The organism is Synechococcus sp. CCAP 1479/10, from assembly GCF_019038515.1.
In the GTDB taxonomy this organism is placed as follows: domain Bacteria; phylum Cyanobacteriota; class Cyanobacteriia; order PCC-6307; family Cyanobiaceae; genus Cyanobium.
Genome location: NZ_JAFKRJ010000035.1, coordinates 25,373 through 47,288, shown reverse-complemented (window position 1 = coordinate 47,288; position 21,916 = coordinate 25,373). Strand labels below are relative to the sequence as shown.

Below are 21,916 nucleotides of genomic sequence, written 5' to 3'. Positions count from 1 at the left end.
GATCTGGTCGATAGTTCGCGTGGTGCGGATCCTATGGCAACGACCTCTCTTGCCGATTCTGTGAATCAGGACAGGGCAGTTCTCGAGATCGTCGCGCCCATCTAAAATCCACGTGTTAAGAACATTAAAGTTGCCCTAGAGGATCGTTATAGAGACCCAGGAATGGGCGTTTTCGGCCACGGCTGCCAGTGCATATTGCTAGGAATCCCAAAACAAGAAAAAGTGTTCAAAATCTTGCTTCCGTTTCGACCTGCCCCTGATCGGCCGCTCTCGCCGCGCCCTGCATCCGCCCGTGCCGGGAGGGCCATCGCTGTTCGCCTCGCCCTGCTCCCGTCTTTCGTTCTCGGAGCCGTGGTCGCGATCGGCCCGGCCCGGGCGGCGATCTGCCCCGATGGAACCGAGGCGGAGTTCTGCCTGCCTCCCGTCACCCCGCTGACACCGCCGACACCGCCGACACCGCCGACACCGACGCCTTCACCGTCCACACCGGCGACGCCGGCCTCCGTCGTGCCGATCCGCCCCGTGCGGGTCGATGTCTACCGACTCGACGCCCGGTTGCTTCCCCTTGGCGCCGGGATGGGCTGGCGGAGCTTCAGCCGTGATCTGCTGGAGCCCCTGCCCCAGAAGGTGCGCGAGTCCTCTCCCCTCGCCGACCCGGAGCCGGAGGGGCCGTCCACCTCGGCCTTCCGCTTCAGTGTTCAGCCCGGGGGCTACTTCAGTGACCGAGACGGCTGGCGGCTTCGGGTGTTCGGCAATGGCTTCGGCGGTCCCCTGATCAGCGGTGTCGCTGGGGGTCCCTCCTCGGTGAGTGGGGCCCAGATGGGTCTGCGCCTCGACTACGCCATCGGCGATCTGTTGATCGGTGCCTTCGGCCGCTTCGGGTCACTCCAGGCACAGGGCGGCTCCGTCAATGATTTCGGGGTCCCTTTCAACGGCCAATCCGCCAACGGCAGCCTGGGTGGTGGCGGGGTGCTGGTGCAGTTCGCCAAGCCCGGTTGGTTCATCGGTGCGGCGCTGGGAGGCGATGCTCTGACGACCGATCAACCGTTCGGCATCAGCAGCTCCAACGCCATCGGTGCCCGCTACAGCAAGTCCTCGGTCGGCGGCAGCGCTTTCAATCTGGCCACCAGTTTCGGTGGCAGGATCCGGCTGTCCGATCGTCAGGTTCTCGAACCCAGCGCTCTCCTCACCCTGACCAGCCTCTCGCTGGGCGGTGCAACGGTCTTCGATGGGTTCACCAACCGCTTCTGGAGCGTGCCCGGCTCCAGCAGCACCGTCGGCACCGCCGACATCGGCATCACCTGGAGGGCTCCCCTGCACCAGGGCAGGAATCTGCTCACGCCCTCGGTGCGCCTCAGCTGGCTGGGGGCCGGCTTCCTCGGCCAGGCCCCGGCCAATGCGGTCACCGATGGCATCTCCCTGGCCACCACCCTGCCCGCCGGCTCCCTGACCCAGACCAGTGGACTGGGGCTGCAGGGAGGCCTGGCCTACACCCTGAGGGACAACACCACGTTCTACATCCGTGGCGGGGCGGGGTTCTATGGCGCCGGCACCGCCTGGGATGTCGGTGGCGGGGTGGAGTTCCGCTGGGGGGGAGCCCCACGGGCCACGGCAGCCAAGGCCAGTGGCGCCGATCCTTCCACCTCAAACCCCTGAGGGCTGGCCAAGTTCTGATCTGGAGCCGGTCAGGAAGGACGTTGGAGGGCCTTCAGGCCCCTTCCCCCATCAGTCCGAAGACGGAAGTCTCTTCCTTGCGGACACTGCCGGCATCCCGGGAATCGATGCTGTCCTTCAGCAGGCCATCGACGATGCCGGCATCGAACGAGTAACGGCCTGGACCGACCAGAAGCAGGGCCAGGCTGCCGCCCAGGTACAGAACCACCAGCTCCAGCACGTAGATGTTGAAGCCGCTGGTGAGAATGTGGTGGTAGGCGGCCACGGCCATGGTGCCGGTGAGGGCCAGGGCCCCCAGGGGCGAGAGCAGGCCGAGGATCAGCAGCCAGCTGCCCAGGATTTCCGAGTAGCCCGCCACATGGGCAAGGAACAGGGGGAAAGGCAGGTGCAGGGGCACCACGTAGTTGGTCGCGAACGCCTGCGGATCGGCCAGCTTGTCCTGGCCGTGGTGGATCATCATCGCGCCGATCGCCAGCCTCAGGATCAGCAATCCGACGTTGGCGAGACGCCCTTCCCGCAGGAGGTAGGACCTCAGGGCCTGGCGGACCGTTGCGGCAATGGCGGTGACGGAGGCAGGAGCCGGAGCGGGGGCGTCCACGCCCGTGGGCACGACAGCAGCGACCGTCGGCCGGTTGAGCGCCAGCATCCACAGGGCGATGAAGGCGGTGAAGAAGCCCGCGAAGATCTCGAGCAGGACAGTGGTGGTCATGGTCGGGGGAGAATTATGAAGATTCTGGCGATTCAGGTAACGGAACGTGAAGCGTTCTCCGGACCCAGCCCCAGGTCCAGGCACAGCTGACCCTCGGCCGTCCGCGATGGCCGGCGACGGCCGCCGCCGCTCCTCCTGCCGGAGGGGGGAAGGCCTGAGCGGCGCGAGCCGTGCCGTTCCTGGATCGCGTCGGCGGCGGCGCCGAAGCCGCTCTGGCGCCGCAGGCCCCAGAGCCGTTCCCGGGCCTGGCGGGCGGCGGCGGCCACATCCACGATCGGGGCCGGATAGTCGGGGCCGATGCGGCAGCCGCTGGCCACCTGGGTGGCCGGATCCATCCGCCACGGCTCGTGGCGCCAGATCGCCGGCACCCCGGCCAGCTCCGGCAGCCAGCGCACCAGAAATGTCCCCTCCGGATCGTGGTCGCGGCCCTGCTTGATCGGGTTGTAGATCCGGATCGTGTTGATGCCCGTGGTGCCGCTCTGCATCTGGCACTGGCTCCAATGGATGCCGGGCTCGTAGTCGACGAACTGGCGGGCCAGGTGCAGGCCGCTGTCGCGCCAGTCGATCCAGAGGTGATGGCTGGCGAACGACAGCAGCATCGCCCGCATCCGGAAGTTCATCCAGCCGCTGGCCCGCAGGGCGCGCATGCAGGCATCCACGAACGGCACCCCGGTGCGCCCCTCGCTCCAGGCCGCCAGCCGCCCGGGGTCGGTGACGCGCAGGTTGCGGGTGGCGGGGTGGAGCTCGAGGATCTCGATCGAGGGTTCGCTCTCCAGCTTCTGGATGAAGTGGCAGTGCCAGTGCAGGCGCGAGAGGAAGGCGTCGAGGGCCCGGGGCCAGCCCGCGGCCGCCTCGCCGGGCAGGGTCGACAGGGCGGCCCGCCGCGCCCGGGTGGCCTGGGTCACCTCCCTCATCGACAGGGTGCCCCAGGCCAGGTGGGGGGAGAGCCGCGAGCAGCCCTCGAAGGCCGTCAGGGGACTGGAGAGTCGCCGGTGGTAGCCGCGCCCCCGCTGGTGCAGGAAGCCGTCCAGCAGCTCCAGGCCGGCCCGCCGGCCACCCCGCTGCCGCTCCGGGCAGGGGTCCGACGCCAGGCCCAGGTCGGCGGCGGTGGGCAGGTTCCGGGGGGCGATTCCCTCCAGGGGGGGCAGGGCGACGGGAGCCTCCAGCAGCGGTTCGGCCATGCGCCGCTCCCAGTCCCGGGCCCAGCCGCGGCGATCCCGGCGTCCCCGGGTCACCCCGAAGCTGGCCACCTCCTGCCAGGGGATCCCCCGTTCGCGGGCCCAGGCGGCCACCCGCCGGTCCCGGGCGTAGGTCCAGAGGTTGCCTGTCTCCTGGTGGCTCCAGAGACCGGCGATGCCAAGGCGACGGTGGGCGGCCTCCAGCACGGTCACCACCTCGCCGACCCGCACCACCAGGGGCTGTCCCCGTTCGGCCAGCGCCTGCCCCAGCTCCTCCAGCGCCTCCCGGCAGAAGCTCCACTGGCGGCCCGAGCTGTCGGGTTGCCGCCACAGCTCCGGTTCGACCACGTAGAGGGGCAGCACCGGTCCGCGCCGGGCCGCTTCCACCAGGGGGCGGTGGTCGGCGAGGCGCAGATCGCGCTTGAACCAGACCACCTGAAGCGCCATCACCGCAGCCGAGGAATCCGCTTCAGCGCTTCGGCAGGTCGCTGGGTCGCAGCACCACGACCACCACGCCCACCACCACCATCACGATCAGCACCGCCGCCCCGGCCAGGGGCAGCACCGTTTCCGTCTCCATCCGCCCGCCCGCCGACTGTCACCCCATCCTGGTGGGGCGAACGGGGCAGCGCGGGCAAAAAAAAGGACGGGTCAGCCAGACCTGCCCCCGAAGAACGTCTTAAGAAATGTAAACGCGGCGATGGTGCAACCGCGAGGGCCCCTCCGGATTCGCCCTCTGATGCGCTCGGAGGCCGTCCGCGGTCCCCGGAGAAGCGCGCCATAGTCTTCATGTTCCGTTACATCAGCCATGACGGTCGGCGAGCTCTACCTCGAATCCCTGTCCACCGGCGTCATCACCCCCGCCGAGCTCTCCTGGCTCACCCACGGCCAGGACCGCTTCTCCCGTCTGGAGGAGGCCACCGCTCTGCGGCTCGGCCGCCTGCTCGACCAGGGGGACATCCAGCTGGGTTGCCGTCTGGCCCCCACGGGCGACCCCTCTTTCGCCCCCGCCTCACCGGCCCCGGCGCAGGCCGCTGGGGTGCTGGAGGAGTGGATCGAACCCCTGGGGCGTCGACGGCATCGTTGACGACAGTCACAACGCTTCACGATCGTTTACACTCCCTTCAAGTTTCGCAACGAACCCACCCATGTCTGACTCCACCACCCGCTTCGGCTTCGTCGCCTTCGCTGAAACCTGGAACGGCCGCCTGGCCATGCTCGGTTTCGTCATCGGCCTCGGCACCGAGATCCTGACCGGCCAGGGCATCCTTGCCCAGATCGGCCTCGGCTGATTTCGGCTCCTGCCTTGGCAGCATCGGCCCGGGTGGTTCTGCCATCCGGGCTTTGATGTCTGCGGCGTTCACCCCGCTCCCCCATGGCGCACGCTCTCGTCTTCGTACTGGCTCCTGAGGGAGGCCTTCCCGGCGATGGCGCGTCCTGGGAGGAGATCCTGGCGGCCCAGCGCCTGGGCGTCCGCAGCGGCATCGCCCTGCGCATGTTCCGCGTCCCCGCCGAGCAGCCCCCGAGCCTGGACGACCTGGTCAGCTCCGGCCAGGCCAACGTCAGTGGGGCCGACCCTTTCGAACCGCTGCGCACCAGCCCCTGCCCGGAGGAGCCATCCGCCTCTGTCTCCGCGGATCCGGGCCCGGCGCGGCGGCTGATCTGCGATGCGGTGGTGCCCCATCTCGAACCACGGGCCCTCTGGCTGGGCGCCTACGAACTCAGTGGCCCTGAGCAGCAGCCGACCGGCGGCCACCCGGCCGAGCGCCTGGGGATCGAGACGGTCCGCTGCCTCGACCAGTTCTCCCTGCGGGAGGCGGACAACGAGACCTGCTGGTTCTATCCCACGGAGAACGGCGACTATCTCTGCTGGGAGAACCAGCGCAGCCTCGGGCTGGCCCCCGGCTATCCGGCCGATGCCTGCCTGCAGGAGGGGCCAATCTCCTACCAGCGCAGTGACCTGCAGCTCCTCTGGTCACTGATGGCCGACGATCAGGCCCTGACCTGCGTCGGGCTCACCTACCAGAAACGACGCATCGAATGGCCGATCGCCGCCAGCAATCCGGAACCCTTCGCCACCTGGACCGCGTTCCGGGTCGATGCCATGGCCGATGACACCTACCGGGAAATGGCAAACATCACCGTTTTCCCGACCTGAGCGGCCGCCTCAGCCGGCCTGCTCGTACAGCTGCTCCAGCCGCTCGCGGCTGAGGTCGACGTAGAGAACTTCTTCCCCCTGGGCGGGAGCTTCCGGGTGGCGCTGCCGTGGTGAGGGGGTGGAGGCGGCGCTGCGCAGGTTCTGGGTCATCAGGGCGAAGGCGCCGCCGGCGATCACCGCGAAGCTCACCCCGTAAACGATGGGGAACAGGACGTCCAGCATGGGTCGCTCGCTTTTGCCCAGGCTAATGTAACGATCTGTTAATCGTGGCTGTCGCGCCCCCGCAGCGGGCTATGGATTCAGCCACTCCTCCTTCCAGCTGTTGTCGGCCCGCCAGAGGCGGCGCCGGTGGGGGTGACCGCTCAGCTCCAGCAGCTCCACCCGTTGCAGCCCCACCCGCAGCAGCTCGAAGTGCTCCGGCCGCGGGACCTCCTCCCCCAGTTCCCGGGGGAACGGCCCTTCGCTCTGGAGGGGTTCCCCCGGCGCCGGCCAGCCCCACAGGGCCCGGCCCCGGGGGGTGAGGGCCTGCCAGTGGAACGTCAGGGCCCGTTGCTCCTCCTCGCCAGCCAGCGGCAGCCGCTGGCCCCGCAGCCGGAACTGGCTGCGCGCTCTGGGCAGCAGCCAGCAGAGTTCCACAGGAGCGGTGCCGGCGAGTTCGCCACTCTTGGCGCTGCGGCGGTCGGTGAGCAGATCGAGGCTGGCCGCTCCGGCCCAGCAGCGGAACACCAGGGTGCGCACCCGCGGGGTGCCGTCCGCCGCCACGCTGGCCAGCTGCAGCCAGCGGGCCTGGGGGGAGCGGCCCTGCCGCTCCAGGGCACCGCGCAGCAGCGGCCGCCAGGGGGGCAGGGGCTGCTCAGGGGGCGGCGACGGGTGGGAGTCGGACATCGGCAGGACCTACGGCGTCGGTTTTTCCGCCACCACGGCGAAGAAGGGATCCCCCTGACCCCCCAGCCAGCCCATGGGACCCTCGGCCTTGGTCGGCTCGGCGATCAGCTGCGGCGCCGGCCAGCCCTGGGCCTGCAGCACCCGGCTGACGTAGGCCAGGTGATCCCGGTCGCTGCCGTCGGTCCAGATCTGGGGGGCCTTCTGGAAGAACATCCGGTTCGAGAAGGCCACGATCACCTGGCCGCCGGGGCGCACCACCCGCAGCAGTTCGGCCGCCACCGGCTCGGGCCGCTGCAGGTACTGCCAGCCCGCCACCATCAGCACCGCATCCACGCTGGCGTCCGCCAGGGGCAGGCGCTGGTCCTGGTTGAGGTTCTGCAGCCAGTGCCGATCCAGTCGCGGGTTCGCCGCCAGTTCGGCCCCGTTGAGGCCATGGCCGATCACCTCTTCATAGGTGATGTCCTCCGGCAGGTGGCTCACCCAGCTGCTCATCAGGTCCAGCACCACCGCGCAGGGGGGGATTCGCTCCCGGTAGAGCGCCGTCAGCCGGCGGCGGAAGGCCCCGTCGAGGTGCTGCACGAAGCGGGGTTCGGCATAGAAGAGGGTGTCATCGGAGCTGTCCAGCTTGCGCCGCTCCGCCTCGTTCAGCACCAACACCGCCATGGCCACCGGGGATCCGTTCTGCTGCCATGGTGGCGAGCCGCGGCTGCTTCCGTCATGACGCCCCCCGCCCCGGCGCCTCCCGACCCGTCGTCCTTCCTGGTGCTGGCAGCCGATGACCCCGAGCGGCTGGCCGCCTTCTACGGCGCCCTGCTGGGGACGGACCCGCTGCAGGGATCCAGCCCCAGCCACTGGCGCCTGCTGGGCCCGGGGGATCGCCGGCTGGAGATCTACGCCCCCTCCCGGCGGCGTCCCCGCCCCCGGGGCGAGGGCCGGCTGGCCCTCTGCTTTTCGCGCCCGGCGGGGGAGGCGCCCCCCCTGCAGGTGCTCCACGACTGGCTCGCCGTGGTGCTGGCCCTGGGGGCGGTGGCGGTGGAGCCGGCGCGACAGGAACCGTTCGGAGCCGAGGCCTGGCTGGCCGATCCGGAGGACAACCGTCTGCTGCTGCTGGTCAGCGGCGGCTGAACCGCAGCTGGCTGGCGTAGGGCCCGCGGCCATCGAGGCAGGCGGCGCCGCAGTGGGCGCCGAGGCTGATCGCCTGCCGCAGATCCCAGCCGGCGGCCAGGGCCGTGGTGACGCCGGCGGCGAAGCTGTCGCCGGCGCCGTAGGCATCCCGCACCGGCCCGGTCCGGCGGACGGCGGCATAGCGGCCGCCGGGAACCAGCACCCCGCCCCGCTCGGCCTCGGTGCCGATGCGCAGCCGGGGCGGCGGGTCGAGATCCCCCGGCCGGTAGGCCTCGCCGGGGTCGGTGGCGCTGCCGATCAGGGCGTCGAGGGTCACGCCCGCCTCCGGCAGGGTCGGCAGCCGCAGCCGCGGCGTGGCGGCCAGCACCCGGGCTCGCCGGGCCAGCCGCAGGCCGCCGGCATCGGTGGCGGTGACGAACACCCCGTCGGTCTGAGCCAGCCGCTGCCACGGCAGCCCATCGTCGGCGGTGGGCATCAGCCGCTCGCCGATCACCGTGATCGTGCGCTCGCCGCCGCCGTCGATGAAGGTGATCCCCCGCCGGGTCGGGGCTGCCCGCCAGGCGATGTGCAGCTCCAGCCCCAGCCCCTCGAGCTCTTCGGCGGCCCGGCGCCCGAGGGGGTCGTCGCCCAGGGCCGTGAAGAAGGGAACCCGCTCTCCGGTGAGACGGGCCATCTGCACGGCCACCACGGCGCCGCCGCCGGCGGGGAGCTCGCAGAAATCGTCGGCATGGAGGATCTCGCCGGCCGCCGGCAGATGGTCCACGTCGACGAAGCTCACCATCTCCACATGGCCCACCACCGCCAGGGCCAGCGGGGGAAGCTCCGGCAGTTCCTCCAGAGGCAGGGGGACGAGGGGCTCCATTCAGCTGGAGGCGGAGGTGTAGAAGCGCAGGGCGAACTGCCAGAAGCGACGGCTCACCACCACCGAGCCGATCGCCACCGCGCCACCGGCCAGCAGCCAGGGGCCGGAGGCCCGTCCCAGGATCGCCTCCGCCGGCACCGTGGTGAGAAAGGCCACCGGCACGATGAAGGTGAAGAAGGCCCGCAGGCCGGCCGGGAAGGCACTCACCGGAAAGCGGCCCGCCACCAGCACGCTGCGCAGCACCTCGGTGGCGTTCCAGATCTTCACGAACCAGATGCTGCTGGCCGCCAGCACGAACCAGAGGCTGTACAGGATCATCAGGCTGGCCACCAGCATCAGGGCCGCCCCCAGCAGGGTGAGGGGCGCCGGGGTGGCACCGGCCTTCCAGGCGGCGTAGCCGATCAGGCCCGCCCCCAGGGCGATGCCAGGCAGGCCCCAGGGGGAGAAGGTGCGGGCCGAGAGCCAGAACTGGCTGTCGATCGGCTTGAGCAGGACGAAATCGAGGCTGCCCGTGCGCACGTGGGCCACGATCGTGCTGAGGTTGGGCTGCAGCAGGGTGCTGGTGATGCCCTCCAGCAGGGTGTAGACCCCCAGCACCACCAGGGCCCCTTCCCAGCTCCAGCCCCCCAGCGACTGGCCGCGCCCGTAGAACAGCGACAGCACGAAGATGCTGCCCACCAGATTGCCGGCCGTGGCCACCAGCTCAATCAGGAAATTGGCCTGGTACTCCAGTTCGGCCGTCAGCGAGGCGATCCAGAACACCTTGAGGGTGGTGAGGTAACGGCCCATCACGCCCCCATGGCCGAATAGTGGCGCAGGCCGCGCCGCCAGAGCAGCAGGTTGATCGGCAGCAGCAGGGCGGCCCAGGCGGCCATGGCCGCGAAGCTCTGGAGCACCGGCACGGTCTCACCGGCCAGGATCCTGGCGGGCACATCGACCATGTAGGGGAAGGGGGTCCAGAAGGCGAAGGCCCGGACTCCCTCGGGATAGAGGGCCAGGGGGGCCACCAGGCCGGACAGATAGAGATAGGGCAGATAGAGGAGGCGCTCCAGGGCGCTGGCTTTCTCGCTCCAGAAGCAGACCATCGTCAGGGTGAACTGCATCAGGAAGCGCAGGGCGAAGGCGGCCAGGGTGGCCAGCACCGCCAGCAGCACCGACGGCAATGAGGGCCACCAGAAGGCGGCGGGATAGAGAAGGAAGAACAGCCCCACCAGCATCGCCACGAAGGGCAGCCGGGTGGCCTGCTCCGAAAGGTGGGCGGCCACGTAGCGCCACACCAGCGGCAGGGGCTGGAGCAGGTAGGGCGACAGGCGGCCGTTGAGGTTGTCCTCCTCGAAGGTGTACATCACCCAGACGATCGTGAACTGCCGCACCACGAAGGCCGAGAGGAAGTAGCGGGCCAGCTGCAGGGAGCTCATTCCCAGCCCGCCGCCGGCATCGACGGCGCTCCACAGGCCCAGCATGATGAAGGGCAGCACCCCCGAGAGCGCCCAGAGCACGATCTCGGCCCGGTACTCGAGCATGTAGGCGTACTGGCTGGAGAGCAGCACGGCGGCGATGCGGCGGGCGTGGCCCAGCCGCTGGCGCAGGCCCCCCCTCATGCCAGGGCCCCCTGGTGGAACAGCCGGCCGATGATGTCCTCGATCGGCGGGTCGGACACCGACAGATCGACCACGGCCAGGTCGGCCAGGAGGCGTCCCACCTGCTCGGTGAGCCGCTCCCGCGGGATCAGCAGCCGCACCTCCCGGCCCTCGATGGCCTCCACCTCGCCGTAGCTGGCGAAGGCCTCGGCCCCCATGGGCGCATGCAACTCCAGGCGCACCTCCCGGCAGGGTGCCAGCCGCTGGGTGAGCGTCTCGAGGCTGCCGTCGTAGAAGAGCCGGCCCTCGTGGATCAGCAGCACCCGCGGGCAGAGGGCGGTGATGTCGGCCATGTAGTGGCTGGTGAGCAGCACGGTGGCCCCGAAACGGCGGTTGTAGTCGGCCAGGAAGCTGCGCACCCGGGCCTGGGCGTTCACATCCAGCCCCAGGGTCGGTTCATCCAGGAACAGCACCGCCGGGCGGTGCAGCAGGGCCGCCAGCAGCTCCGCCTTCATCCGCTGGCCGAGGGAAAGCTTGCGCACCGGCCGGCGCAGTTCGTCCCCCAGCTCGAGCATCTCCGCCAGCTCGGCGATGCGGCGCCGGCTCTCCTCAGGGGGGATGCCGTAGACGGCAGCGTTGACCCGCAGGGAATCGAGCGGCGGCAGATCCCAGATCAGCTGCTGCTTCTGGCCCATCACCAGGGTGATCTGGCCGAGGAAATCCGCCTCCCGGCGCTGGGGCTGGCAGCCGGCCACCTCCACCGTGCCGCTGGTGGGGTGGATCAGCCCCGTGAGCATCTTGAGGGTGGTGGTCTTGCCGGCACCGTTGGCCCCCAGGAAGCCGACGAACTCGCCCGGCTCGATCGAGAAGCTCACGTCCTGCACCGCCGCGATCAGGCGCTCGCGGCGGTTCACGAAGTGACGCAGGGTGCCGGCCAGTCCGGGTTGCTTGTCGGCCACCCGGTAGGTCTTGCCGAGGCCCTGCGCGCGGACGATGGCCATGCGGTCGGGGGCGGGCAGGGCCCACCCTATCGAGAGCTCTGCCCCATCTGGAGCCTGTGCTCAGGCGGCCTCCGGGCACCAGCCGGAGCTCCGCTGCAGCGGCTCCAGCCAGCTCGGACAGCGCTGGGTGAGATGGTCGCCGTGGCAGATCAGGGCCTGATGCCACTGGCAGCTCAGCAGGGGGATGCTGTCGACGTCGGCATGGTGACGGAACCACTGGCAGGTGAGGCAGACGTGCCGGCTGCGGCTGGGGAGCAGCTGCTTCGGCCCCAGATAGGGCCAGGCGTCGCAGGCGTCAGTGGGGCTTGGAGCGGGGCCTGGAGCGGGGCCTGGAGCGGAGGGCATGGCTTCGAAAGCGGTACACCTGTACTAGCAGGCATCGCCCCTGGAGGCCAGCGCCACGACTCCGCGGCGCTGCCGCAGCACCAGCGCAGCACCAGTGCAGCAGAAGTTGGGCACCGCCCGCACCGTTCCGCTGCCGTCCCTGTCCCGGCGGCGGCGCAGCGGGCCCGACCACCATCCGGGCCAGGGATCCCCATCACCGATGCCCGCCACGGAACCCCGCCCGGGGGGCGACAATCGACCCTCGGGGCCGCTCCGTTCGCCATGCCTTCTCCATGCTGATCCGGCTCGGTTGCGAACTGACCCTCTCCTGCTGGGCGCCGACCCCGATGCTGGCCCTGGTCCATCCCCATGGCAGCCGCCTGGAGGACCGCCGCGGTCCCGAACGGCTGCGGTTGAGCCCGGACCGGATCGCCGAGGTGCTCACGGATGCCGACGGCAACCGTGCCTGCCGCTTCCTGGCCTCCACGGGCAGCACCACCCTGGGATTCGAGGTGGTGGTGGCCGACCCCGGCCTTCCCGATCCAGTGGCGCCGGAGGTGGGGGAGTGCCCGGTGGGGGCGCTGCCGATCGTGACCTACCCCTACCTCAACCCCAGCCGCTACTGCGACACCGATCGCCTGGCCCAGGTCGCCTGGGGGCGCTTCGGCGGCGTCCGGCCCGGCTGGTCACGGGTGCAGGCCATCTGCGACTGGGTGCACGAGCAGCTCCGCTTCGACTACGGCGCCGCCCGCAGCGACAAGACCGCCCACGACGCCCTGCGGGAAGGGCGTGGCGTCTGCCGCGACTTCGCCCACCTGGCCATCAGCCTCTGTCGCTGCCTCAACATCCCCGCCCGCTACTGCACCGGCTACCTGGGCTACACGGGCACCACGCCCCTGCCCGAGCCGATCGACTATTCGGCCTGGTTTGAGGCGTTTCTCGAGGATCGCTGGCATGTCTTCGACCCGCGCCACAATCGCCCCCGCATCGGCCGGGTGCTGATCGCCCGGGGCCGGGATGCGGCGGATGTGCCCTTCCTGCGCTCCTTCGGTGACCACCAGCTCACCGGCTTCCGCGTCATCACCGAGGAGCTGGCCACCCCCGGGTCCCCCTGCCTCTGACCACGGCGAAGTGTGGAGAATTCATGCGCTGGGCCAGCCTGCCGGGCCTGGGCGGCAGAATCCTCTGAGTTCAGGCACCATCGAGCCCGTCGAACGGTTCCTGATCACAGACCCTGACGACCGTTGGCTGGGTCAGCCTCCTGACCCCCTGAGCCCATGGGGTCCCGACCATGGGACCGGGGTTTCGGGCCCGTCGTCAGCCTGACGTACGCAGCCGGTTTTTTTATTCCTGACTCACGCGGATCGACCAATGGGTTTACGGATCGATGAAGCCACGTTTCTGGAGCGAGCCCGGTCCCGATTCGGCGGCCGATACGATTATTCGCAGATCAACTACAAGAGCTTCCGCAGCCCAGTCAAGATTCGCTGTCTGGAGCATCCTGTCCGGGAGATTGTGATCACGCCGGAGCGGCATCTCCAGACCACCGGCGGTTGCAAGTACTGCCTGAGAACTTATCGCAACCAGACCCTCGAACGGGTCCTGAGGCTCGACTGCGAGCCCAGCGAGCGCCCCGCAACCCTGCCACCGCCACCCGTGGCAGTCCCCGAAAGTAAAGCTGTGTGAGGGATCCGGCCGGTTTCCCAAGGCCGGTTTTGGTCACGGTTATCTTTCCGGGTCATTCACCCTGAATCCCTCCATGGCCCTTCCTTTGCTCGCCGCCCGACCCTCGAGCCTCAATGCCAGGGTGCCGAGTTTCGCGATCGCCAGTGAGGAATCCCCCCGCCAGGCCGTCGCCACCCTGGAGACCCGCAAGGCCTCCGGAGACCGCCTCAGCCTCGATGTCCAGATCGAGCAGGCCTATCGCCAGATCTTCTTCCACGCCTTCAAGGTGGATCGTGAAACGGTGCTGGAATCCCAGTTGCGCAGCGGACAGATCACCATGAGAGATTTCATCCGTGGTCTATTGCTTTCCAGGCGATTCCGCGAGGGTTTCTATGATTGCAACAGCAACTATCGCCTGGCAGAACAACTGGTCGGCAGGGTTCTGGGGCGCCCGGTGTATGGGGAACAGGAACGGATCCGCTACTCGATCCTGATCGCCCAGCACGGGCTCGTGGCCCTGGTGGACACCCTGCTCGACTCGGCTGAGTACCTCGAGGCGTTCGGTTACGACACCGTGCCCTACCAGCGTTCGCGGGTGCTGCCGGGCCGGTCCCAGGGAGAGCGCCCCTTCAACCAGCAGGCGCCCCGCTACGACGGCCGCTGGCGCGACGTGATCGCCAGCCGGGCTCCCCGGGGTTCCAGCCCCTGGTCCCCCGGCACGCCTCGTCCCGCCTGGCTCGGGGAGCAGCCCTCGCCCCTGGCCCGCCAGATCTGGCAGGGCCTGGTCACCACCGGTGGCTTCGCTATCACCGGCCTGGTCCTGTGGACCGCGGCCGCCATGCTCAGCACCGGAGCGCCCTGAGCGCCGCCCCTCGGCGGGGATCGCCGGGAGGTCGTGATCCGCAGCACGGTGAGCTCGATCAGCCACCGACTTGCTGTGCTGACGGACACGAAATCGTGCTTTTCTTGGTGTGAGGTGGTTGCAACGCCGTCGCCGCCACCGCCATGCATTAGGATTTGTAAAGATTTCTTGACCTTCCGGAGGTGCCTGTCATGTTCACGCTCGAAAAAGCGACCCAGATCTTTCCGGATACCCTCTCGGCCGACGTGGTGCCGGCCCTCACCGCCCGCTTCAGCCTCCTGAGCGCCGAGGACCAGCTGGCCCTGATCTGGTTCGCTTACCTCGAGATGGGCAAGACCATCACCATCGCCGCCCCCGGTGCGGCCCGCATGCAGTTCGCCGAGCCGGTGCTCAACCGGATCAAGGCGATGACCTTCGCCGACCAGAGCCAGGTGATGGTGGATCTGGCCAACCGCTCCGACACCGACATCTGCCGCACCTACGCGATCTGGTCGGTCAACATCAAGCTCGGCTTCTGGTATCGCCTGGGTGAGTGGATGGAGGAGGGCATCGTCGCCCCCATCCCCGAGGGCTACCAGCTCTCCGCCAACGCCGCTTCGGTGCTGTCCTCGCTCAAGGGCATCGATGCGGGGCAGCAGATCACCGTGCTGCGCAACTTCGTCGTCGACATGGGCTTCGATCCCAGCAAGGTGGACGGCAGCGAGCGCATCGCCGAGCCGATCGTGCTGCCGACGGCCCCTGAGCAGCGCACCAGGGTCTCGATCGCCGGCGTCGACAACGCCACGATCCTCTCCTACATGGATCTGCTCAATGCCAACGACTTCGACCAGCTGATCCAGCTGTTCCTGCCCGACGGCGCCCTGCAGCCTCCCTTCCAGCGGCCCATTGTCGGCACCGACGCCATCCTGCGCTTCTTCCGCGAGGACTGCCAGAACCTCAAGCTGCTGCCCGAAACCGGCGTGAGCGAGCCCTCCGATGGCGGTTTCACCCAGATCAAGGTGACCGGAAAGGTGCAGACCCCCTGGTTCGGAGCCGGTGTCGGCATGAACGTGGCCTGGCGTTTCCTGCTCGATCCCGACAACAAGATCTACTTCGTGGCGATCGATCTGCTGGCCTCCCCCGCCGAACTGCTCAAGTTCGCCCGCTGAGAAGCCCGTTCACCCTCCCCGCGTCTGCGGGTCCCTTAACCGGGGAGGCACTGGCCTCTCCGGTCACAGTGGCTGGCGGAGACACGGGACTCCTGCTGGGAACGGGAATCTTCGGGGCCTGGCTGGCCACCCTGGTGCTGGCCCTGCTGGCTGAGCCTGCCGGCTGGACACCGGCGGCACTCGGGCTGGTGGTCGCCCTGCGCACGCTCCTGCAGACGGGCCTGTTCATCCTCGGCCACGATGCGATGCACCGCACCCTTGTGCCGGGTCGTCAGCGGCTCAACGACGGCCTGGGTCGGCTGGCCCTGCTCCTCTACGCCGGCCTTCCCTACGCCCGCTGCCGCCGCCACCACCTGCGCCATCACCGCTTCCCGGGCAGCCGCCTGGATCCGGACTTCCGTCGGGCCAGTGGTGACGGGGCCCTGCGCTGGTACGCCCGGTTCATGGGGAACTACCTCTCCCTGGGCCAGCTGGTCCTGCTTCTGGCCAGCTGGCTGGCCGTGGCGGGAGGCCTGATGCTGCTGGAGCCCCGGCAGGCGCTGGCCGTCCCCACCTTCTGGGTGCTGCCGCTGGTTCTCAGCTCGTTCCAGCTGTTTCTGTTCGGCACCTATCTTCCCCATCGCGGCGACGGATCCAGCCCCGCCGGCCGCCATGCGGTCAGAAGTCTGGGGTACCCCCACCTTCTCTCCCTGCTGGCTTGTTACCACTTCGGGTACCACCGGGAGCACCATGCCCACCCGGGGGTGCCCTGGTTCCGGCTGCCGCAGTTGCGGGGCCACGTTCCCCACCAGCACGGCCATGGTTACGGCCCCGCCGATGACTCGCGTCCGCTCAGGCCTGGGCGTTAACGTCCAAATTCAGCTGTTGAGACCCATGGTGAGTGCGGTATTGGAGTGGACGGATCAGGAGCAGCAGGTGGCACGCCGCGCCTTCGACAAGGCCCACTCCAGAGCCGCGATTGGCATCATCCGGGCCGTTCAGGCCCATGCGAGCCGCATGGACTCCGTGGAGGAATGCTGGAAACTGCATGACTTTCTCAGCATCCAGCGCCATGAAATCGAAGGACGTTTCGATTTCCGCCTCCCCGGCCTGCTGTTCGTCTTCGCCAGCCTTGTGAAGGATGGTCTGCTCCAGGTCGAGGAACTCGAAGGACTCGAGCGGGACAAGCTCAACAAGATCACGGCGATGTCGCGGATGTGAGGGGGACGCAGCAGATCTGCTGCACGGCTCCGCTGGGATCGCCTTTCGCGCCTGCTGTTGGCCTCCGCAGACGCCGCCCGGGCGGTCTTCCCGACCCGCTACGCCTGGGGCCCCGGCCCGCGGGGGCTGTAGGGTAGGGAAGATTCCAAGATTTCTCTCCAGCGAGCTCATCACTTTCTAAAAGGGCTTTCGAAGGATCGGTTCATAGTTTTTTTCAGGTTCATGACCATTTACATCGGAAATCTTTCCTTCGACGCCGAAGTGGAAGACGTGAAGAACCTTTTTGCCCAGTACGGCGAACTGCGCCAGTGCACCCTTCCCCTCGATCGCGACACGGGTCGCAAGCGCGGTTTCGCGTTCGTCGAGATGACCAACGACGCCGACGAGACCAAGGCCATCGATGATCTTCAGGACGTCGAGTGGATGGGCCGCAGCATCCGTGTGAACAAGGCCGAACCCCGCACCGGCGGTGGCGGTGGCGGCGGTCGCTCCGGTGGCGGCGGCGGCGGCTACGGCGGCGGTGGCGGTGGGTACGGCGGCGGCGGTGGCCGCAGCCGCTACTGAGTCATTGCCGGATTTCCGGGCCCTGGCGGGTACCGGTTTCCTGATCAACCGCCCCTGGGTCTCCAGGGGCGTTTTTTTTGGTCGGTTCGTTTTCGTCCCGCCGGTGCCGCCGCGTGTGGGGAGTCCGGCACGGATCGAAAGACACTCTGCTGCTGCGGCCTGTTGGCGTGGCCGGGGAGCAGATTGGGCCCATGAGTGATCCCAGCCCTCGCGGCCGGTACCGGGTCCGACCCGCCGACCAGCACGAGACCACCGTGCCCAACGAGGTGACCGGTCCGACCTTCGACCACCGCGACGAGGCGGAGCGGTATGCCCACAGTCTGGTGCTCGCTCACCAGACCCCTGTGGTGGTGGAGAAGCTGGCGCCCGCCGGCTGCTGGCTTCAGCTCGGGATCATCGGCTGAGGCGGCGCCTCTAATCCCTCGATCTCGTCGGCGGCCTGCAGACGGATCAGGTAGGTCAGGCTGGAGCCCACGCCGGTGCCGCGGTAGCGGCCGCTGACCGGCGCCGCCAGATGGTGGTCGGGCGCGGCGGCCAGGACCAGGTGGCCATCGGCCACCGCCAGGCCCAGGCTGGGGTCGAATCCCCGCCAGCCGCCTCCGGGCAGATACACCTCCGCCCAGGCGTGCAGCTCGTGTTCGCTCACCTCGGGGGGATGGTGCATCGAGTAGCCGCTCACGAACCGCGCCGCCAGTCCCTGGCTGCGGCAGGCCACCACATAAAGCATGGCGGTGTCCCGGCAGGCCCCGGTGAGCGTGCGGAGCGTCTCCGCCGCATCCGTGGGCTCCCCCTCCAGCCGGCCGACATGGTGAAAGCCGTGGTGAATCTCATCGGCGAGGGCGCTGAGGAAGGCGGTGGCCGATCCGTCGACCCGGTCGGCGATGGCCTGGGCCCAGGCCCGCACCTCCGGATCGGCCCGATCCTGCAGGCAGCCCGCCAGGGAGCGGGCCTCCGCTTCCGGGTAGGTCACCGGCAGGTGCTGGGCCTCCCGGTGGGTGACGATCCAGTCGTAGGGGTTGCTGCGCAGGGTTTCCACCAGCATGTCCACCGTGATCGTGAGCTGGTCCCGCTCCTGCTGGAACCAGGCCACCATCGCGTCGGTGCCATCGGGCTCCAGGACCCGGCTCAGCCCCGCCGGAGGCTCCTCCAGCCGCAGGTGGTGCTCGAGGATCCTCTGGCTGCCGTCCTGGCGGGGGGTGAGCCGCAGGGCCATCGGCTCCAGGAAGACGGGCCGGTCGTAGGTGTAGCTGAGGCGATGGTGGATGCGGAAGAACATCGCTCAGCCCATGGCCTCGCGCAGGACGTCCTGGAGGTCGTCATCGATGACGTAGGTGTGCAGCGGTGCCGTGTCCAGGTCCTCGACGAGGGGGAAGAAGCGCACGGAGAACCAGGCCTCGAAGAGTTCGAGGCTGCGGGGATGGGGCCAGCGGCTGCGGTCGCGGCACCAGAGGTCGAGCTCGGCGGCGAAGATCTGGCCGTAGCTGTCCAGCAGCCGGTCCTGGGCTTCCAGCTCGCTGTCGTAGGTGGGGATCAGATAGAGGCTGTGGTCCTCCCCCAGCCCTTCCATGTCCTCGCGGGTCCAGAACGGCCGGGTCCAGTCCACCATCGGCTGCCGGGGCGCCACCGCGATCGCGCAGCGGTTGAGAACGGCCATCGATGGAGTGTCTGTGGCTGGTTCAACGCTAGCGAGGCCGGGCCTGGGGGGCATGGGTGAAACCATGGATCCGCCCCGCCTCAACAGCGACGACATCGCAGGCCGAGAGCCATGCTCGATCGCCACGGCCACTGCCGTCAGCCTCACGTTCATCGGCGCTGTCACCTGATCTCCATGGCCCAGGCCTCTGCCGCACTCGTCGGCCTCACCCTGTTCACGATCATGTTCGCCCTCGGCCTGGGGTTGCAGCTGGATGCGATCGCGCAGTTGCGCCACAGGCCCGCCCTGGTGATCCGGGTGCTGATCGGTTCCTGTGTGCTGGTGCCCCTGGTGGCTTTGGTGCTGATGAAGCTGCCCCTGAGCTTCGCCCTCTCTCCAGCGGCCCGCTTCGGCATCGCCCTGATGGCGGCCTGCCCCAGCGCCCCGCTCACCTTGCGCAAGGCCGGCAAGACGGGGGGCGACCGCCAGCTGGCGGCGCTGCTCCAGGCCTTCGCGGCCGTGGCCGCGATCGTTTCGATACCCCTGCTCGCTGATCTGTTCCGGGCCTCGTTCGGCATCGACGGCTGGGACATCGCCCCCCGGGACGTGGCCCTGCAGGTGGGCAAGGCCCAGGTGCTGCCGCTGCTGGCCGGCCTGCTGCTGCGGCGCTGGAAGCCCAATTGGGTGGCGTGGCTGGAGGGGCCGCTCGACAAGCTCGCCAACGGCCTGCTTCTGCTCCTGATCGTGCTCGTGCTGATCAAGGCCGGCCCTTTGCTGCTGCCGTTCGTGACCTCCAACTGGCTGGCCCTGGGCTTCATGGCGGTGATGGTGGCCGCGGCCCTGGCCATCGGCTCCCTCACGGCTGGCCCGGAGCCTCGCGAGCGCATCACCGTGGCCCTGGTCACCTCGATGCGCAACCCGGGCCTGGCGTTGCTGTTCGCCACCACCCACGGCGCCGGGATGCCCGGCCTGAAGCTGGCCGTGCTGGCCTACCAGCTCGTCACCGTTCTGCTCTCGATTCCTTTCCTGCGCTGGCAGAAGGGTCTGCAGGGGGTGGCTTGAGCAGCCGGTCCCTCACAGGTTCCCGGTCATCGGCGCTGTCGGATCTCCAGGCCCCAACGCCTTTGATTACAACGATTTGCGCGTCAGCCCCGTCACCCAGATCCTTGCTGCCCACTCTGGAATCATCGCTGGCCATCGTGCAGCCGCCCCTTTCGTTCCTTTCCCCATGCCCCACCGCCGGATCAGCCTTCAGCCCTGCGGCCGCCACGATGGCGTGACCCGTTTCTGTCCCGCCCTTCTAGGTGGCGGAGTCCTGGCTGGCCTGACGGCCACGTTCCTGCTGGCCCCCCAGCCCGCTGCGGCTGCGAAAGCTGCTCCCACGGGGAAGGTGTTGTACACGCTCACTACCCAGTGCGCGCTCCAGGGGGGGGCTCCCGTGCCCTGCACGGTGGAAGCGGTGGACATGGGAGGGGCCACGCTCTACCGCCACCGCATCGGCACCGGGGTCGAAACGGTCCGCATCACCGCTGAACCGGTGACGATGGCGATCTGGGCCAATGACACCAAGCAATGGAGCCCGCTGCGCGGAGCTTCGGCCCGGTTCTCCACCAACACGGTCTGCTTCAACGGCAAGGACCTCTGTGTGGTCAACCCGAATTACCTCAACAGTGTCCGGGAGGATCGCGCCAACACCCGCCTCCAGGGCCGTGATCTGGTGATGGTCCACTTCGGCTCCGACGGCCGGGTGGACGCCAGCTGCTACGACGACGCCTGCGCGCTGTTGCTGAAATGAAGAACCTGAGCGGACTCGCCCTGTTGGTGGCCGGTGTGATCGCCTCGCCGGTCGGGGCTGGCCTGGCCCTGGAGATCTCCTCCCCCCACGCCCCGGAGCTGATCGCCCGCGGCGGCGGTGGCGGGGCTCGGATGGGCGGTGGCGGCGGTGCCCGGATGGGCGGCGGTGGTGGCGGCGCCAGAGTCGGGGGTGGAGGCGGTGGTCTCGGCCGCGCCGGTGGTGGTGGTTCGCTGGGCCGCAGTGGCTTCCAGGGATCCGGCGGGGCCGGCGGTCTCAACCGGGGCGTCAACAGGCCCGCCGGGGGCTGGAGCAGCGGCGTTGCCGGTGGTGGCCTGGGGGGCCCCTCGTTGAATCGTCCTGCGGCGCGGCCCGGGGGGGTGGTCGGCACCCCTGGCCTCAACAGGCCCGCCGGAGCCGGAACCATCAACCGCAACGCCAACCTCAACCGGAACGTCAACGTCAACCGCAACCTCAACCGCAGCGTCAACGTCAACCGCAACTGGACCCGCGCCGCCAACGTCAACGCCTTCGGTGTCCGGCCCGGCTGGGCCCGTCCGGGCTGGGGCGTCGCCCGACCCTGGAACCACGGCTGGTACGGCGGCTGGGCCACCCCGTCCTGGGGATGGTGGGGGGCCCGGGCCGCCACCTGGGGTGTGGCCACCCTGGCGACGGCTTCGATCATCAACAGTGCCGTTGACGCCGCGGTGGCCAGCAGCCAGACGGTGATCGTGGTGCCCAACACCGAGTACCAGCTGCTGTTCGGCACGGTCCAGCCGACCGGCACCTCGACGGTGGCCTTTGATGTCAGTGCCGACGGCAGCGTCTTTCAGCTCTCCGCCGACTGCCAGCAGGGTCTGCTGAACGGCCAGGAGCCGAGCAGTGCCCAGGAAGCGGAACTCCTCAATGCCGCCTGTCAGGTGGCCTTCGGGACCGCTTCCTGAGCCGGGGGCTCACCAGGGCAGGGGAGCCCGCTGGGCGCCGATGCTGCAGCCCATCTGCTGACCCAGCAGGGCCCCGAGCGGCACGGCCCAGGTGCGGCCGTCCTGGCGGGAGGCGGCGTAGCCCAGGCCACCGCCGATGATGCCGCCCACCAGTCGGCCGACGTTGCAGCGCTGGGCCGTCTGGGCCTGGATGTAGTCGGGAGCCACCGGCAGGTTGGCCCGGTAGCGGTCGACGTCGTAGTCGGCCCGGTAGCCGCCGCCGTAGCCGTCGCCGTAGGACGAGGGGCTGGGCAGGGTCTGCACGGGGTAGGGAACACGGCGGCTGTCGACCTGGCGGGGTGCGCCGGACGGGCCCCAGGGACCGGCCAGGGCCTCCAGGGGAGCGGCGACCAGGGCCAGGACGCCGGTGGTGCCCAGCAGGCCCACGAGGCGGCGGGACCCCTGACGAAGGATGGTGTTCATGGTGTTCGCGTTGTGAGGAGCGACCCCTGAGGTGGGGCTGACATCAATCAAGCGAAGTCATGTGACCGATCCATGAACGGCTCCCGGCCGATGTCCGACAGGATGCGACTGCGGCGATGGCCCTATGCATCGCTTGCTGTCGGACCCCTG

29 protein-coding genes and 1 pseudogene are annotated in these 21,916 nt (G+C 69.2%); 16 read left to right on the top strand and 14 right to left on the bottom strand.

The window, feature by feature from the left end:
* The first annotated feature begins 351 nt into the window (after positions 1-351).
* Positions 352-1,656: an autotransporter outer membrane beta-barrel domain-containing protein gene (locus KUG39_RS13620; protein ID WP_216915612.1), complete on the top strand. Its 1,305-nt coding sequence runs from the start codon at positions 352-354 to the stop codon at positions 1,654-1,656.
* A gap of 52 nt (positions 1,657-1,708) precedes the next feature.
* Here KUG39_RS13620 and KUG39_RS13615 read toward each other — a convergent pair whose 3' ends face one another.
* Together KUG39_RS13615 and KUG39_RS13610 are read right to left on the bottom strand one after the other, a co-directional pair.
* On the bottom strand, positions 1,709-2,383 hold the full coding sequence (locus KUG39_RS13615) for a DoxX family protein (protein ID WP_216915610.1): 675 nt from the start codon (positions 2,381-2,383) through the stop codon (positions 1,709-1,711).
* 32 nt (positions 2,384-2,415) lie between these two features.
* On the bottom strand, positions 2,416-4,008 hold the full coding sequence (locus KUG39_RS13610) for an FAD-binding domain-containing protein (RefSeq protein WP_216915608.1): 1,593 nt from the start codon (positions 4,006-4,008) through the stop codon (positions 2,416-2,418).
* Positions 4,009-4,369: 361 nt separating this feature from the next.
* On the opposite strand from KUG39_RS13610, the gene KUG39_RS13605 reads away from it, so the two are divergent.
* The 3 genes and pseudogenes from KUG39_RS13605 (at position 4,370) to KUG39_RS13595 (ending at position 5,719) form a co-directional block, all read left to right on the top strand.
* The gene (locus KUG39_RS13605) at positions 4,370-4,648 is read left to right on the top strand and encodes a PM-15 family protein (RefSeq protein WP_094584180.1); all 279 of its coding nucleotides are present in this window, start codon (positions 4,370-4,372) and stop codon (positions 4,646-4,648) included.
* A 49-nt stretch (positions 4,649-4,697) separates the two neighbouring features.
* A pseudogene (locus KUG39_RS13600) lies at positions 4,698-4,853 on the top strand (CAB/ELIP/HLIP family chlorophyll-binding protein); the annotation flags it as partial.
* Between the two features lie 83 nt (positions 4,854-4,936).
* A complete protein-coding gene (locus tag KUG39_RS13595; protein ID WP_216915606.1) occupies positions 4,937-5,719 on the top strand; it encodes a hypothetical protein in 783 nt (260 codons plus the stop codon).
* A 9-nt stretch (positions 5,720-5,728) separates the two neighbouring features.
* Here KUG39_RS13595 and KUG39_RS13590 read toward each other — a convergent pair whose 3' ends face one another.
* From KUG39_RS13590 to KUG39_RS13580, 3 genes are all read right to left on the bottom strand, one after another.
* Entirely contained in the window at positions 5,729-5,941 is a 213-nt protein-coding gene (locus tag KUG39_RS13590; protein ID WP_216915604.1) for a hypothetical protein, read from the bottom strand.
* A 69-nt stretch (positions 5,942-6,010) separates the two neighbouring features.
* The gene (locus KUG39_RS13585) at positions 6,011-6,604 is read right to left on the bottom strand and encodes a pyridoxamine 5'-phosphate oxidase family protein (protein WP_216915602.1); all 594 of its coding nucleotides are present in this window, start codon (positions 6,602-6,604) and stop codon (positions 6,011-6,013) included.
* Between the two features lie 9 nt (positions 6,605-6,613).
* On the bottom strand, positions 6,614-7,267 hold the full coding sequence (locus KUG39_RS13580; protein WP_190609695.1) for a methyltransferase domain-containing protein: 654 nt from the start codon (positions 7,265-7,267) through the stop codon (positions 6,614-6,616).
* A 54-nt stretch (positions 7,268-7,321) separates the two neighbouring features.
* On the opposite strand from KUG39_RS13580, the gene KUG39_RS13575 reads away from it, so the two are divergent.
* On the top strand, positions 7,322-7,729 hold the full coding sequence (locus tag KUG39_RS13575; RefSeq protein WP_216915600.1) for a VOC family protein: 408 nt from the start codon (positions 7,322-7,324) through the stop codon (positions 7,727-7,729).
* Here the strand turns inward: KUG39_RS13575 and KUG39_RS13570 are convergent.
* From KUG39_RS13570 to KUG39_RS13545, 6 genes are read right to left on the bottom strand one after another with little or no spacing between them, the layout of a single operon-like run.
* A complete protein-coding gene (locus KUG39_RS13570; protein ID WP_216915598.1) occupies positions 7,716-8,591 on the bottom strand; it encodes a PfkB family carbohydrate kinase in 876 nt (291 codons plus the stop codon). The genes KUG39_RS13575 and KUG39_RS13570 overlap by 14 nt on opposite strands.
* Positions 8,592-9,380 carry an ABC transporter permease gene (locus KUG39_RS13565; RefSeq protein WP_216918337.1) on the bottom strand — a complete coding sequence of 263 codons (789 nt, stop codon included), beginning with the start codon at positions 9,378-9,380 and terminating at the stop codon, positions 8,592-8,594. It abuts the gene before it with no gap.
* Positions 9,380-10,192 carry an ABC transporter permease gene (locus KUG39_RS13560; protein WP_190609689.1) on the bottom strand — a complete coding sequence of 271 codons (813 nt, stop codon included), beginning with the start codon at positions 10,190-10,192 and terminating at the stop codon, positions 9,380-9,382. Before KUG39_RS13560 ends, KUG39_RS13565 begins: the two co-directional genes overlap by 1 nt.
* Positions 10,189-11,172 carry an ABC transporter ATP-binding protein gene (locus tag KUG39_RS13555; protein WP_190609688.1) on the bottom strand — a complete coding sequence of 328 codons (984 nt, stop codon included), beginning with the start codon at positions 11,170-11,172 and terminating at the stop codon, positions 10,189-10,191. The genes KUG39_RS13560 and KUG39_RS13555 overlap by 4 nt, the downstream gene beginning before the upstream one ends.
* Before the next feature lie 60 nt (positions 11,173-11,232).
* Positions 11,233-11,517 carry a galactose oxidase gene (locus KUG39_RS13550; protein WP_216915585.1) on the bottom strand — a complete coding sequence of 95 codons (285 nt, stop codon included), beginning with the start codon at positions 11,515-11,517 and terminating at the stop codon, positions 11,233-11,235.
* A gap of 24 nt (positions 11,518-11,541) precedes the next feature.
* Positions 11,542-11,727, bottom strand: a complete 186-nt coding sequence (locus KUG39_RS13545; RefSeq protein ID WP_216918335.1) for a hypothetical protein — start codon at positions 11,725-11,727, stop codon at positions 11,542-11,544.
* A gap of 62 nt (positions 11,728-11,789) precedes the next feature.
* On the opposite strand from KUG39_RS13545, the gene KUG39_RS13540 reads away from it, so the two are divergent.
* From KUG39_RS13540 to KUG39_RS13510, 8 genes are all read left to right on the top strand, one after another.
* Complete coding sequence (locus tag KUG39_RS13540) at positions 11,790-12,617, top strand: transglutaminase-like domain-containing protein (RefSeq protein WP_216915581.1); 828 nt, start codon at positions 11,790-11,792, stop codon at positions 12,615-12,617.
* Positions 12,618-12,867: 250 nt separating this feature from the next.
* The gene (locus KUG39_RS17365) at positions 12,868-13,182 is read left to right on the top strand and encodes a DUF723 domain-containing protein (protein WP_286190931.1); all 315 of its coding nucleotides are present in this window, start codon (positions 12,868-12,870) and stop codon (positions 13,180-13,182) included.
* Positions 13,183-13,255: 73 nt separating this feature from the next.
* On the top strand, positions 13,256-14,023 hold the full coding sequence (locus KUG39_RS13535) for a phycobilisome rod-core linker polypeptide (protein ID WP_216915579.1): 768 nt from the start codon (positions 13,256-13,258) through the stop codon (positions 14,021-14,023).
* A 191-nt stretch (positions 14,024-14,214) separates the two neighbouring features.
* Positions 14,215-15,171: an orange carotenoid-binding protein gene (locus KUG39_RS13530; protein WP_094586980.1), complete on the top strand. Its 957-nt coding sequence runs from the start codon at positions 14,215-14,217 to the stop codon at positions 15,169-15,171.
* Between the two features lie 68 nt (positions 15,172-15,239).
* Positions 15,240-16,019, top strand: coding sequence for a fatty acid desaturase (locus tag KUG39_RS13525; protein ID WP_190609684.1), 780 nt, complete (start codon positions 15,240-15,242; stop codon positions 16,017-16,019).
* Positions 15,988-16,371 (top strand): fluorescence recovery protein, encoded by a 384-nt coding sequence (gene frp / locus KUG39_RS13520; protein ID WP_233134036.1) that lies wholly within the window; start codon positions 15,988-15,990, stop codon positions 16,369-16,371. The genes KUG39_RS13525 and frp overlap by 32 nt, the downstream gene beginning before the upstream one ends.
* A gap of 222 nt (positions 16,372-16,593) precedes the next feature.
* Entirely contained in the window at positions 16,594-16,935 is a 342-nt protein-coding gene (rbp, locus tag KUG39_RS13515) for an RNA-binding regulator (RefSeq protein WP_094586978.1), read from the top strand.
* Between the two features lie 191 nt (positions 16,936-17,126).
* Positions 17,127-17,339, top strand: coding sequence for a hypothetical protein (locus KUG39_RS13510; RefSeq protein WP_216915577.1), 213 nt, complete (start codon positions 17,127-17,129; stop codon positions 17,337-17,339).
* Here KUG39_RS13510 and KUG39_RS13505 read toward each other — a convergent pair.
* Both KUG39_RS13505 and KUG39_RS13500 read right to left on the bottom strand, forming a co-directional pair.
* Entirely contained in the window at positions 17,318-18,211 is an 894-nt protein-coding gene (locus KUG39_RS13505) for a transglutaminase family protein (RefSeq protein WP_216915575.1), read from the bottom strand. The genes KUG39_RS13510 and KUG39_RS13505 overlap by 22 nt on opposite strands.
* A 3-nt stretch (positions 18,212-18,214) precedes the next feature.
* Positions 18,215-18,589: a hypothetical protein gene (locus KUG39_RS13500; RefSeq protein WP_094586972.1), complete on the bottom strand. Its 375-nt coding sequence runs from the start codon at positions 18,587-18,589 to the stop codon at positions 18,215-18,217.
* Between the two features lie 174 nt (positions 18,590-18,763).
* Between KUG39_RS13500 and KUG39_RS13495 the strand changes: the two genes are divergently transcribed.
* The 3 genes from KUG39_RS13495 to KUG39_RS13485 all read left to right on the top strand — a co-directional run bounded on the left by KUG39_RS13495 (position 18,764) and on the right by KUG39_RS13485 (position 21,304).
* Positions 18,764-19,630 carry a bile acid:sodium symporter gene (locus KUG39_RS13495; protein ID WP_216915573.1) on the top strand — a complete coding sequence of 289 codons (867 nt, stop codon included), beginning with the start codon at positions 18,764-18,766 and terminating at the stop codon, positions 19,628-19,630.
* Between the two features lie 331 nt (positions 19,631-19,961).
* A complete protein-coding gene (locus KUG39_RS13490) occupies positions 19,962-20,363 on the top strand; it encodes a hypothetical protein (protein WP_286194014.1) in 402 nt (133 codons plus the stop codon).
* Complete coding sequence (locus KUG39_RS13485; RefSeq protein WP_216915569.1) at positions 20,360-21,304, top strand: hypothetical protein; 945 nt, start codon at positions 20,360-20,362, stop codon at positions 21,302-21,304. Before KUG39_RS13490 ends, KUG39_RS13485 begins: the two co-directional genes overlap by 4 nt.
* 9 nt (positions 21,305-21,313) lie before the next feature.
* Here KUG39_RS13485 and KUG39_RS13480 read toward each other — a convergent pair whose 3' ends face one another.
* Positions 21,314-21,766, bottom strand: a complete 453-nt coding sequence (locus tag KUG39_RS13480) for a hypothetical protein (protein ID WP_143594171.1) — start codon at positions 21,764-21,766, stop codon at positions 21,314-21,316.
* Positions 21,767-21,916 lie beyond the last annotated feature (150 nt).